This window comes from Streptomyces sp. NPDC096048, from assembly GCF_044763415.1.
Taxonomy (GTDB): domain Bacteria; phylum Actinomycetota; class Actinomycetes; order Streptomycetales; family Streptomycetaceae; genus Streptomyces.
Genome location: NZ_JBIWGG010000001.1, coordinates 215,222 through 226,807, shown reverse-complemented (window position 1 = coordinate 226,807; position 11,586 = coordinate 215,222). Strand labels below are relative to the sequence as shown.

The 11,586-nt window shown below is 70.3% G+C and carries 11 protein-coding genes; 4 read left to right on the top strand and 7 right to left on the bottom strand.

The window, feature by feature from the left end; all coding sequences use genetic code 11:
• Positions 1-261: 261 nt before the first annotated feature.
• Positions 262-471: a 4-oxalocrotonate tautomerase family protein gene (locus ACIQ6R_RS01135; RefSeq protein WP_404217931.1), complete on the bottom strand. Its 210-nt coding sequence runs from the start codon at positions 469-471 to the stop codon at positions 262-264.
• A 1-nt stretch (position 472) separates the two neighbouring features.
• The gene (locus ACIQ6R_RS01130; RefSeq protein WP_404217929.1) at positions 473-1,240 is read right to left on the bottom strand and encodes an SDR family oxidoreductase; all 768 of its coding nucleotides are present in this window, start codon (positions 1,238-1,240) and stop codon (positions 473-475) included.
• A gap of 77 nt (positions 1,241-1,317) precedes the next feature.
• Between ACIQ6R_RS01130 and ACIQ6R_RS01125 the strand changes: the two genes are divergently transcribed.
• A complete protein-coding gene (locus tag ACIQ6R_RS01125; protein ID WP_404217926.1) occupies positions 1,318-2,220 on the top strand; it encodes a helix-turn-helix transcriptional regulator in 903 nt (300 codons plus the stop codon).
• Here the strand turns inward: ACIQ6R_RS01125 and ACIQ6R_RS01120 are convergent.
• Entirely contained in the window at positions 2,171-2,383 is a 213-nt protein-coding gene (locus ACIQ6R_RS01120; protein WP_404217923.1) for a DUF397 domain-containing protein, read from the bottom strand. The two genes, ACIQ6R_RS01125 and ACIQ6R_RS01120, sit on opposite strands and share 50 nt — an antisense overlap.
• Positions 2,380-3,228 carry a helix-turn-helix domain-containing protein gene (locus tag ACIQ6R_RS01115; protein ID WP_404217921.1) on the bottom strand — a complete coding sequence of 283 codons (849 nt, stop codon included), beginning with the start codon at positions 3,226-3,228 and terminating at the stop codon, positions 2,380-2,382. Before ACIQ6R_RS01115 ends, ACIQ6R_RS01120 begins: the two co-directional genes overlap by 4 nt.
• Before the next feature lie 156 nt (positions 3,229-3,384).
• On the opposite strand from ACIQ6R_RS01115, the gene ACIQ6R_RS01110 reads away from it, so the two are divergent.
• From ACIQ6R_RS01110 to ACIQ6R_RS01100, 3 genes are all read left to right on the top strand, one after another.
• Positions 3,385-3,819 (top strand): ATP-binding protein, encoded by a 435-nt coding sequence (locus ACIQ6R_RS01110; protein ID WP_404217918.1) that lies wholly within the window; start codon positions 3,385-3,387, stop codon positions 3,817-3,819.
• 124 nt (positions 3,820-3,943) lie between these two features.
• Positions 3,944-4,891: a LysR family transcriptional regulator gene (locus tag ACIQ6R_RS01105; protein ID WP_404217915.1), complete on the top strand. Its 948-nt coding sequence runs from the start codon at positions 3,944-3,946 to the stop codon at positions 4,889-4,891.
• A 178-nt stretch (positions 4,892-5,069) separates the two neighbouring features.
• Positions 5,070-6,440, top strand: coding sequence for a carbohydrate-binding protein (locus ACIQ6R_RS01100; protein WP_404217912.1), 1,371 nt, complete (start codon positions 5,070-5,072; stop codon positions 6,438-6,440).
• A gap of 109 nt (positions 6,441-6,549) precedes the next feature.
• Here the strand turns inward: ACIQ6R_RS01100 and ACIQ6R_RS01095 are convergent, their stop codons facing one another.
• From ACIQ6R_RS01095 to fusA, 3 genes are all read right to left on the bottom strand, one after another.
• On the bottom strand, positions 6,550-7,752 hold the full coding sequence (locus ACIQ6R_RS01095) for a hypothetical protein (protein WP_404217909.1): 1,203 nt from the start codon (positions 7,750-7,752) through the stop codon (positions 6,550-6,552).
• 325 nt (positions 7,753-8,077) lie between these two features.
• Positions 8,078-9,271 (bottom strand): elongation factor Tu, encoded by a 1,194-nt coding sequence (gene tuf, locus ACIQ6R_RS01090; protein ID WP_055418382.1) that lies wholly within the window; start codon positions 9,269-9,271, stop codon positions 8,078-8,080.
• A 173-nt stretch (positions 9,272-9,444) separates the two neighbouring features.
• The gene (fusA, locus tag ACIQ6R_RS01085) at positions 9,445-11,571 is read right to left on the bottom strand and encodes an elongation factor G (protein WP_404217906.1); all 2,127 of its coding nucleotides are present in this window, start codon (positions 11,569-11,571) and stop codon (positions 9,445-9,447) included.
• Between the last annotated feature and the right edge of the window lie 15 nt (positions 11,572-11,586).

Here is an 11,586-nt window from a genome sequence, read left to right as displayed (position 1 = left end):
ACGGCTGACACCGGAGACCGGGAGAGGACGGGGGTACGGGAGTACGGGCGTCGTCGTCCGGTCGGTCCGGTGGTGGGCGCTCGGCGCCGTTGCCGCGCGCGGGACACTTCAGTGTTACGCGCATGTAAACGTCCTGGCCAGCACCAGGCGTCCCACGCGACCACTATGTGAGACCGCGCTCCCGCATATCGGGGGTTTTCGTGACGTACGAGACGAAGGTCACCCGGACGGCTCGGGCCTGCCCCCGGCACGCGTCACGCGTCACGCGTCGCCGTTCAGCATCGCAGCCGTGAGGACGTTCCCGGCGACGCCCCACCCGCCGTCGGCGACTTCGTCGACGAGTACGACGGTGGTGGGGCGGGCCCGGTCGCCGTAGATCTCCACGTAGAGGTCGGTGGTGCGTTCGATGATCTTCCGCTTGTCCTCCGGGGTGAGGGTGCCCTCGGGGACCTTGAAGTGGGCGAAGGGCATGTCAGATCATCCCTCCGTTGGCCCGCAGGATCTGGCCGTTCACCCAGTGACCGGCGGGGCTGCTCAGGAAGGCGACCACGGCGGCGATGTCCGCCGGGGTGCCCAGCCGCTCCAGGGGCGGCGTCTTCGCGAGCTGGTCGATCTGCTCGGGGGTCTTGCCCGAGAGGAACAGGTCCGTGGCCGTGGGGCCGGGCGCGACCGTGTTCACGGTGATGTCCCGCCCGCGCAGCTCCCGCGCCAGGATCAGGGTCATCGCCTCCACGGCGCCCTTGCTCGCCGCGTACGCCCCGTAGGTCGGGAACTGCGTGCCGACCACGGAGGTCGAGAAGCCCACGAAGCTTCCTCCCCCGCGCAGCCGCCGGGCCGCTTCCCGGGCGACCACGAAGGTGCCGCGGATGTTGGTGCGGTGCATGGCGTCCAGGGCGGTCAGGTCCAGGTCGGCGATGGGTGACAGGGCCATTCGGCCCGCCGAGTTCACCACCACGTCGATCCCGCCGTACTCCTCCTCCGCCCGGTCGAACAGCGCGGCGACCTCCGTCTCCTCCGCCACGTCCGCCGGTACGGCGACCGCCCGTCCGCCGGCCTCGGTGATCGCCGCCACCGTCTCCTTGGCGGAGGCCTCGTCGCGGGCGTAGTTCACGACGACGGCCAGGCCGTCCTGGGCGAGCTTCTCGGAGACCGCGCGGCCGATGCCGCGTGATCCGCCGGTGACGACGGCGACGCGGATGTCCGCCGCTGTGGTCAGGTTGGTGTTCGTGTTCGTGGTCATGCGTCCACGATGCGCCGCCTCCGCCCGCGCAACCAGGGGATGTCATCCCATGGGTCAGCGGCCCGGCCCGGCGCAGAATGGAGGGCATGAGCGCTGTGAAGTACGCCGAGCTGGGGGCCTTCCTGCGGTCACGGCGGGAACGCATCCGCCCGGCCGACGTCGGGCTGCCGACCGGGCCCCGGCGCCGGGTGCCGGGGCTGCGGCGCGAGGAGGTCGCCCATCTCGCCGGGGCGTCGGTGGACTACTACAACGAGCTGGAGCGCGGCGCCGGGTCGCAGCCCTCCGAGCAGATGATCGCCGCGCTGGCCAGGGCACTGCGGCTGTCCGCCGACGAACGGGACTATCTGTACCGGCTCGCGGACCGGCCGGTGCCCGTGCAGGGCGGGGCCGCCTCGCATGTGCACCCCGGCATGCTCGACCTGCTCGGGCGGATGACCTCGACCCCGGCGCAGGTCATCACCGACCTGCACGTCACCCTCGTACAGAACCCGCTGGCCGTGGCGCTGGTCGGGGACCACTCCGGGCTGCGGGGGCCCCGCGCCAGCTTCGTGCACCGGTGGTTCACCGAGCCCGACACCCGGCGCCTGCATCCCGAGGCCGACCACGAGAGCCAGTCCCGCGCCTTCGTCGCCGACCTGCGGGCCGCTGCGGCGCGGAGGGACGCGAAGGACCCGGAGGCCGGCTCGATGATCCGTACGCTGCTCGACGTGTCGCCGGAGTTCGCCGCGCTGTGGGCCGACCACGACGTGGCGTTCCGGCGGGACGACCGGAAGCGGATCGTCCATCCCACGATCGGCGTCATCGAGGTCAACTGCCTCAACCTCTTCAGCGAGGACGGGCGGCAGCGGCTGCTCTGGTTCACGCCGGCCGTGGGGACCGACAGCGCGGGGTTGCTGGATCTGCTGGCGGTGGTCGGGACGCAGGAGGTGGTCAGCTCTCCGAGGCGTACGGGAGGAAGTCCGTCCACGCGGTCGGAGTGAGGGCGAGGCGGGGGCCGCCTTGTGCGTGCTTGGAGTCGCGGACGTGGATGGTGCCGGGGGTGGCCGCGATCTCGATGCACGAGTTGCCGTCTGTGCCGCTGCTATAGCTGCTCTTGAACCACACCAGTTCAGAGGCGTCCCTGGTGGAGGCCTTGCGGATCATGTTTCTCCCAGCACTTGTTCGATGAAGGCGAGCGACTCTCTCGGGGGGAGAGCCTGGGCCCGGATGGTGCCATACCGCAGTTCAAGAATGCGCAGGTCCTTGGGCTCCGTGGTAGGTCGGCCGTTGAAGGCACCGTCGGAGCGCCCCACAGCCGTACCGTCCGGGAACTTCAGCAGCTCGATCTTGCCGTCCACTCCCGGATGGGCATCGGTGTTCGTCGGCATGACCTGCAGCGTGACGTGGTTCAACCTCCCCGCCTCCAACAGGCGTTCGAGCTGGCGCCGTTTCACCATTGTGCCGCCAACCGGGCGACGCAATGGTGCCTCTTCCAGAACGAAGTGGATCGATGGGGCCGGGTCACGTTCGAGGATGGCCTGTCGAGCCAGGCGAGCGGCGACCATGCGCTCCACATCGTCCGACGAGTAGGGCGGCTGGGCTGCTTCCATCAGGGCGCGAGCGTGCTCCGGTGTCTGCAACAACCCGTGGACGCTGTTGCACTCGTAGATCCCGATCTCAACCGCCTTCGCCTCCAGCTTCCCCAGCTCCCGCACCTTCTTCGGGTACCGGACCTTCTTCACGTCCTCCCAGGCCGCCGCGATGAGCCCACCCGCGTCCAGCACCTCGTCGGCCCGGTCCAGATACTCCTGCCGGGGAATCCGTTTCCCACCCTCGACCTTGTAGACGAGGTCCTCCCCGTACCCGACAGCCACTCCGAAGTCGGCAGCCCGCATCCCCACCGCCTCGCGGCGGAGCTTCAACTGCCGTCCCACCGTGGTGATGACCGCGACGCCCCACTCGTCGTCGGGGTCCACCTCCCACCCCGGCTCTTCCGTCTCGACCGTCATCCCGCGCCCCTTCGTCGTACTCGCAGCGTTGCCCCAGCGCCCTACCCGCCGGCCCCTCCCGACAGCACCGACACCGCCGGACAACAACCGGACAGTCACCGTACGTACCCGCTGAGTCACTTCTCACGGTACGCACGCACCGCCACGCTGAGTGACGTGAACCAGAAATCCGCCGCCGAACTCCCGACCCGCGTCCGCAACTTCAGCGTGCAGCTCTCCCCCACGCCACGCGGCGCCCGCCTCGCCCGCCTGCTCGCGACCGAGCAGCTCCGCGCCTGGGGCCTTCCCCTGGACCCCGCACGCCAGCTCATCGCCGAGCTGGCCTCCAACGCGGCGGCCCACGGACGCGTCCCCGGCCGCGATTTCCGGCTCACGCTCTACGTCGTAGGCGGCACCCTCCGCATCGAGGTCACCGACACCCGGGCCGAGCGGCTCCCCGACGTCCGGACACCCGCCCCCGACGCGGAATCGGGCCGTGGCCTGCTGCTGGTGGAGGCGTTGGCGGACCGCTGGGGAGTGACCGAGGGCCGCTTCCCGCGCAAGACCGTGTGGGCCGAACTGCGCTGCACGCCACCGGAACCCACCTTCTGAGGTTCCGGTGCCGTCGGCGCCCTGCCAAGGAAAGAACGAGCTGGGCGCCCTGGCAGGGGGCCTCACCGTCACAGGTCCGGACCAACCCCTTGCCCCCGCCCCTCGCTCGTCGCAAGCTCCCCTCATGGAGCTGGAGTTGCGGCATCTCAAGACGGTACGGGCCATCGCCGACGCCGGGAGCCTCACCAGGGCGGCGACGGCTCTCGGTCTCGCGCAGCCCGCGCTGAGCGCACAGCTCAAGCGGATCGAACGGGCCCTGGGCGGCGCGCTGTTCGTGCGCGGTCGGCATGGCGTGCGGGCCACCGCGCTGGGCGAACTGGTGCTGGAGCGCAGCCGGATCGTGCTGCCGGCGGTGACCGAGTTGCAGCAGGAGGCGGCCCGGTTCGCGCGGGCGCCGCGCACCGCCGAGCGGCTTCGGCTGGGCGGCACGCACGGGCCTCTGCTGGGTGCGCTCGTCGACCGGCTGGCCGATGTGGCGCCCGACGCCCGGATGACGACCTGCACCTCCTGGTCCGAGCGGGAGCTGGCCGAACAGCTCGCCGAGGGGCGGCTGGACTTCGCGCTCGCCGGGACCTGTGGCCCGGCCGCCCCGCCCGGTGCCGAGGGGCTGGTGTGGCGGGAGGTCGCCGTCGACCCCGTGTTCGTGATGATGCCCGTCGGTCACCCGCTCGCCCACCGGCCCGAGGTGGACCTGACCGAGCTGGCGGGCGAGGAGTGGGCCTGCGTACCCGGCGACGGCTGCTTCGGCGACTGCTTCTCCGTGTCGTGCGCCCGCGCTGGGTTCACGCCGCGCCGCATGTACGAGACGGACACCGCGTCCCTGGTGCACCTGGTGCAGGTGGGGCGGGCGGTCGGACTGTGCCGGGCGACGTTCCCGACCACGCCCGGCATCGTCACCCGGCCGCTCACCGGTACGCCGCTGGCCTGGCGGCACCTGCTCGGCTGGCACGCGGTGACGCAGCGGCAGGACACCGCCGCGACCGTGCTCGCGCAGGCGCGCATGGCGCACGCGGGCGTGGCGGCGAGCAGCGACAGCTACACGGAGTGGATGGCGGCGCACCGGGTGCCGTGATGCCGGGCCCGGCGCCCTCGCACGCCCTCCGTAGCGACACGCCCTTCCGTAACGGCACGCACTCCATAACGGCACGCCTTCCATAACGCCGGGGAGAGGGTCGACCGACGTCTTACGGCCGCCGGTCGCCCCTCCCTACGGTTTCGGCACCTCCCCACCGAGACCGAGGAGATCCCCCATGCCCCACCGACACCGAGACACCAGAGCCGTGGGTGCCGCCGTCGCCGCGACGGCCGCCCTGCTCGTGGCCGGGCTCAGCGGCTCCGCGAGCGCCGGTACGGCACCCTCCGCCCCCGTCCCCACCGCCGCCGAGAACCTGCGTGCCGACGCCGCTCCGCCCGCCCTGCTCCGGGCCATGCAGCGCGACCTCGGCCTCAACCGGGAGCAGGCCGAACGCCGACTCGTCAACGAGGCCGACGCGGGCGCCACGGCGGGCCGGCTCCGCGCCGCGCTCGGCGGCGACTTCGCGGGCGCGTGGGTGCGGGGCACCGAGTCCGGCACGCTGACCGTGGCGACGACGGACGCGGGCGACGTCGCGACGATCGAGGCCGAGGGCGCCGTGGCGAAGGTCGTACGGCACTCGCTCGGTGACCTCGACGCGGCCAAGTCCCGCCTCGACCGGGCCGCCGCCCGGCTGGACGGGGACGCCACCGACGCGGCCGTCCGGTACGTCGATGTGCGCACGAACACGGTCACCGTGCAGGCGGTACGGCCGTCCGCGGCCCGCGCGCTCCTCGACGCGGCCGACGTCGGCACCGGACTCGCCCGGGTCGAGAAGTCGGCCGAGAAGCCCCGCCCCTTCTACGACCTGCGGGGCGGCGAGGCGTACTACATCAACAACAGCGGACGCTGCTCGATCGGCTTCCCGGTGACCAAGGGGACGCAGCAGGGCTACGCCACCGCCGGCCACTGCGGGCGGGCCGGGGCGAGCACGAGCGGCGCCAACCGGGTGGCGCAGGGCACCTTCCAGGGGTCGATCTTCCCGGGCCGTGACATGGCGTGGGTGGCGACCAACTCCCAGTGGACCGCCACTCCGTACGTCAGCGGCGCCGGCGGTCAGAACGTGCAGGTCACCGGGTCCACCCAGGCACCGGTCGGCGCGTCCGTGTGCCGTTCCGGCTCCACCACCGGCTGGCACTGCGGCACCATCCAGCAGCACAACACCAGCGTGACCTACCCCGAGGGCACCATCAGCGGCGTCACCCGCACCACGGTGTGCGCCGAGCCCGGCGACTCGGGTGGCTCGTACATCTCGGGCAGCCAGGCGCAGGGCGTCACCTCGGGCGGCTCGGGCGACTGCCGCAGCGGCGGTACGACGTTCTACCAGCCGATCAACCCGCTGCTGCAGAACTACGGCCTCACCCTGAAGACGACGGGTGACGGCGGCGAGGACCCGGGCGAGCCCGGCGGCACCTGGGCGGCCGGCACCGTCTACCAGCCGGGTGCCACCGTGACGTACGGCGGCGCCACCTACCGCTGCCTCCAGGGCCACCAGGCCCAGCAGGGCTGGGAACCGCCGAACGTACCGGCGCTGTGGCAGCGCGTGTGAGCGGCTGACCATCCCACGGGGGACGCCCTGGCGGGGGACGACGGGGACGGGCCCGGGTGCGCGGTGGGAGCGCACCCGGGCCCGGTCGCGGTCACGGTCATGACCACGGTCAGGTGCGGGTGACCCTGCCGCACTCCTCCGACTCGGCCCCCGTGAGGGGCTCGCTGCGGTCGTACGGGTCCGTCCGGGGCCCGGTCGCCGGGTCACCGTCGACCGCGTCACCGCTGAATCGGGGGTGCAGATAACCGTCGTCGATGCCGCAGTCGGTGTTCCCGTGCTCGGAGAAGTACTTCTCCACCAGCAGTTTGCCCTCGGTCACGTTCCACCTCTCGGGGTCGTTCAGCGTCAGGGTGAGCACGCGCCGCACGATCGTGCGCGCCACCTCGCCGTCGTCCCCGTCCGCCCGGACCAGCGGGTAGACGAAGGTGTAGTCCGCGTTGACCTTCACCACGCCCGGCTCCCCCGCGGCCAGGGTCATGCGTCCCCTGACCTTGACCACGTCGCCGGCCAGGCGGGTCTCGTCCGGGTCGAAGCGGGTGAAGAGCTTGAGCGGGTCGTGCTCCTCGTCCGGCGCGCGCAGCGACCGGCGCAGCTTGGGCAGCAGCTCCGGTTGCTTCGGGTCGAGGACGGCCAGCGCCTTGTCCGGCCGCTCGCCGCGCAGTACGCCGGGGTCGAGGTTGGCGGCGACCAGGAGCTCCTTGGTACGCCGCAGCGCGAACGCCACGTCCTTCTCGCTCATGCCGGAGAGCGCCTTCGCCTCCGGTATCTCGATGGCGTCGGCGCCCTCGGCCCACCGCTCGGCCGGTGAGCCGCGGAAGGGGTGCTCGCGCGTGGCCCGCCCCGACTCGGCGGGGTTTCCGGGAGCACCGGTCGGCCGCGCGGTCTCGGCCGCCAACGGCGATTGCTCGGAGCCGCCGGCGTCGCCGGGCAGCACCAGCGAGGGGCGCACGGCGACGACCGCGAGCGCCGCCACGACCAGCACGCCGATGACGGCGCCCACCCGGCGCCGACGGGAACCGCCGTTCCCCTCCTGGCCCACGGGGCCCGTGCGCCATCCCGGCGGGGGCGGCGGGCCCTGAGCCTTTCGCTTCCCGCCCGGTCCTCGGCCACCACGTCCGCCGCCGGCGCGCCGCGCCGCCTCGTCCTCCTCCCGCAACCGCCGGGCCACCATCCGCGCCCGCGCGGAGGGCTCCTTGGGCGTGGCGGTGCCCCCGCCCTCGGCGGCCTCCCGCAGGAACGCCTCCAGTTGCTCGTCGGACAGGGAGGAGGCCGACTCGTCGTCGGAGCGGCCGGAAGGCGGAACAGTACTCACGGACTCACTTCCCGGTGGCGGCACAGGGCTGGGCTTTCGAAGATCAGAAGATCAATGGTGGCCTCGGGTGTAGCAGGAGTGCACCCCCGTGGGGGAGTTGTGACAGAACTGCTGCGCCGTCCGGGGCCACGAGACGCACCCGGTGCCGCCGCAACGGCCTGTCGGGGGGTATGGCCCGCCCTCGGTGCACCCCCGCGCTCGATCTCCCGTGGGCGGCCATCGGCGGAGAGGCATGGCAGAGGGGCCCGTACGACCGAAGTCGTACGGGCCCCTCTGTTCAGGCATCAGCCCATGTCAGGTCAGTCGACCGACAAGCAAGCGGAGCTTACTTGTTGATCTTGGTGACCTGGCCGGCGCCCACGGTCCGGCCACCCTCGCGGATGGCGAACTTCAGGCCCTCTTCCATGGCGACGGGCTGGATGAGCTCCACCTTCATCTCGGTGTTGTCACCCGGCATGACCATCTCGGTGCCCTCGGGGAGGGTCACGACGCCGGTCACGTCCGTCGTACGGAAGTAGAACTGCGGACGGTAGTTGTTGAAGAAGGGGGTGTGACGGCCACCCTCGTCCTTCGACAGGATGTAGGCCTGGGCCTCGAACTCGGTGTGCGGCGTGACCGAACCCGGCTTGATGATGACCTGGCCGCGCTCGACGTCCTCGCGCTTGATGCCACGGAGGAGCAGACCGACGTTCTCACCGGCCTGGCCCTCGTCGAGCAGCTTGCGGAACATCTCGATGCCGGTGACCGTGGTGGTGGTCTTCTCGGTCTTGATGCCGATGATGTCGACGGTCTCGTTGACCTTGAGGACACCACGCTCGATGCGGCCGGTGACGACGGTGCCACGACCGGTGATCGTGAAGACGTCCTCGATCGGCATCAGGAACGGCTTGTCGACGTCGCGCTCGGGCTCCGGGATGGACTCGTCCACGGCCTTCATGAGCTCGAGGACCGAGTTGCCCCACTCCTTGTCGCCCTCGAGGGCCTTCAGAGCGGAGACCTTGACGACCGGCAGGTCGTCGCCCGGGAACTCGTACTCGGAGAGGAGCTCGCGCACCTCGAGCTCGACGAGCTCCAGGATCTCCTCGTCGTCCACCATGTCGGCCTTGTTCAGGGCGACGACGATGTACGGAACGCCGACCTGGCGGGCCAGGAGCACGTGCTCCTTGGTCTGCGGCATCGGGCCGTCGGTGGCCGCGACCACGAGGATGGCGCCGTCCATCTGCGCCGCACCCGTGATCATGTTCTTGATGTAGTCCGCGTGACCGGGGCAGTCGACGTGGGCGTAGTGACGCGTCTCGGTCTGGTACTCGACGTGCGCGATCGAGATCGTGATACCGCGCTGGCGCTCCTCGGGAGCCTTGTCGATCTGGTCGAAGGCCGAGGCCTCGTTCAGCTCGGGGTACGCGTCGTGCAGCACCTTGGTAATGGCGGCCGTGAGGGTCGTCTTACCGTGGTCGATGTGACCGATGGTGCCGATGTTGACGTGCGGCTTAGTCCGCTCGAACTTCGCCTTCGCCACTGGGGTCCTCCTGTGGAGTGGTTCTGTACGCCTTACTCATCGGCGCCAGGTGATCTTTGCTGGAAAGCCCGGGTGCCGGGGGCATTCCGCCGGGTTCACGACGGAATGCCCCATGCAGGCTCCGGGGTCAAGCCTAAAGCGTGAGAACGGGGTCCGTTAAACGGAGTAGTCCGTTACTCGCCCTTGGCCTTCGCGATGATCTCCTCGGCGACGTTCCGGGGAACCTCGGCGTAGGAGTCGAACTGCATCGAGTAGCTTGCGCGACCCGACGTCTTGCTGCGGAGGTCGCCGACGTAGCCGAACATCTCCGAGAGGGGCACGAGGCCCTTCACGACGCGAGCACCCATCCGCTCCTCCATGGCCTGGATCTGGCCACGGCGGGAGTTGATGTCGCCGATGACCTCACCCATGTAGTCCTCGGGGGTGGTGACCTCGACGGACATCATCGGCTCCATGAGCACGGGCGAGGCCTTGCGCGCGGCCTCCTTGAACGCCTGCGAACCGGCGATCTTGAACGCCAGCTCGGAGGAGTCGACCTCGTGGTAGCCACCGTCGATGAGCGTGACGCGGACGCCCGTCATCTCGTAGCCGGCCAGGATGCCGAACTGCATGGCCTCCTGGGCACCGGCGTCCACCGAAGGGATGTACTCCTTCGGGATGCGGCCACCGGTCACCTTGTTCACGAACTCGTACGAGGTGTCGCCACCCTCGATCGGCTCGATCGCGATCTGCACCTTGGCGAACTGACCGGTACCACCGGTCTGCTTCTTGTGGGTGTAGTCCACGCGCTCGACGGCCTTGCGGATCGTCTCACGGTACGCGACCTGGGGCTTACCGACGTTGGCCTCGACCTTGAACTCACGGCGCATACGGTCGACCAGCACCTCGAGGTGCAGCTCGCCCATGCCGCCGATGATGGTCTGGCCGGTCTCCTCGTCGGAGTGGACCTGGAAGGAGGGGTCCTCCTCGGCCAGGCGCTGGATCGCGACGCCGAGCTTCTCCTGGTCGCCCTTCGACTTGGGCTCGATGGCGACCTCGATGACCGGCGCCGGGAAGTCCATGGACTCCAGGATGACCGGGTTCTTGTCGTCGGACAGCGTCTCACCGGTGGTGGTCTGCTTCAGGCCCATGACGGCGACGATGTCACCGGCGCCCACCGACTCGATCTCCTCACGCTTGTTGGCGTGCATACGGTAGATCTTGCCGATGCGCTCCTTCTTGCCCTTGACGGGGTTCAGCACCGCGGTGCCGGACACCAGGCGGCCCGAGTAGACCCGGACGAAGGTGAGCTTGCCGAGGTGCGGGTCGCTCATGATCTTGAAGGCGAGCGCGGCCAGCGGCTCGTCCTCGGACGGCTTGCGCTTGACGACGACCTCGGGGTCCTTGACGTCGTGGCCCTCGATGGCCTCGACGTCGAGCGGGGTCGGCAGGTAGCGCACGACCGCGTCGAGCAGGGGCTGAACGCCCTTGTTCTTGAACGCGGTGCCGCAGAACACCGGGGTGACCGTGGTGTCGCTGGACTTGCCGGAGGCGATGGTGATGCGACGGATCGCGGCGTACAGCTGCTCCTCGGTGGGCTCCTGGCCCTCCAGGAACAGCTCCATGATCTCTTCGTCGTTCTCCGCGACGCCCTCGACCAGCTTGCCGCGCCACTCCTCGGCTGCCTCGGTGTGCGTGGCCGGGATGTCGACGGTGTCGTACATCTCGCCCTTGGCGGCCTCGGCGGACCACACGAGCGCCTTCATGCGGACCAGGTCCACGACGCCCTTGAAGTCGGCCTCGGCACCGATCGGGAGCTGCATGACGAGCGGCTGGGCGCCCAGGCGGTCCGAGATCATCTCCACGCAGCGGTGGAACTCGGCGCCGGTACGGTCCAGCTTGTTGACGAAGCAGATGCGCGGCACGCCGTAACGGTCGGCCTGACGCCACACCGTCTCGGACTGCGGCTCGACACCGGCGACACCGTCGAACACGGTCACGGCACCGTCGAGCACACGCAGGGAACGCTCCACCTCGACGGTGAAGTCGACGTGCCCCGGGGTGTCGATGATGTTGATCGTGTAGTCGTTGTCCTCGAGCGGCCAGTGGCAGGTGGTCGCAGCAGACGTGATCGTGATGCCACGCTCCTGCTCCTGCTCCATCCAGTCCATCGTGGCGGCGCCGTCGTGGACCTCACCGATCTTGTACGACACACCCGTGTAGAACAGGATCCGCTCGGTGGTGGTCGTCTTGCCCGCGTCGATGTGGGCCATGATCCCGATGTTGCGGACCCTGGCCAGGTCAAGTGAAGTGGTAGCCATAAGGCTTCAGTCTTC

What these genes read in the sequence shown, in the direction of transcription:
- ACIQ6R_RS01135 (WP_404217931.1), bottom strand. Translation starts at nt 471, where the DNA reads ATGCCCTTCGCCCACTTCAAGGTCCCCGAGGGCACCCTCACCCCGGAG.
- ACIQ6R_RS01130 (WP_404217929.1), bottom strand. Translation starts at nt 1,240, where the DNA reads ATGACCACGAACACGAACACCAACCTGACCACAGCGGCGGACATCCGC.
- ACIQ6R_RS01125 (WP_404217926.1), top strand. Translation starts at nt 1,318, where the DNA reads ATGGAGGGCATGAGCGCTGTGAAGTACGCCGAGCTGGGGGCCTTCCTG.
- ACIQ6R_RS01120 (WP_404217923.1), bottom strand. Translation starts at nt 2,383, where the DNA reads ATGATCCGCAAGGCCTCCACCAGGGACGCCTCTGAACTGGTGTGGTTC.
- ACIQ6R_RS01115 (WP_404217921.1), bottom strand. Translation starts at nt 3,228, where the DNA reads ATGACGGTCGAGACGGAAGAGCCGGGGTGGGAGGTGGACCCCGACGAC.
- ACIQ6R_RS01105 (WP_404217915.1), top strand. Translation starts at nt 3,944, where the DNA reads ATGGAGCTGGAGTTGCGGCATCTCAAGACGGTACGGGCCATCGCCGAC.
- ACIQ6R_RS01100 (WP_404217912.1), top strand. Translation starts at nt 5,070, where the DNA reads ATGCCCCACCGACACCGAGACACCAGAGCCGTGGGTGCCGCCGTCGCC.
- fusA (WP_404217906.1), bottom strand. Translation starts at nt 11,571, where the DNA reads ATGGCTACCACTTCACTTGACCTGGCCAGGGTCCGCAACATCGGGATC.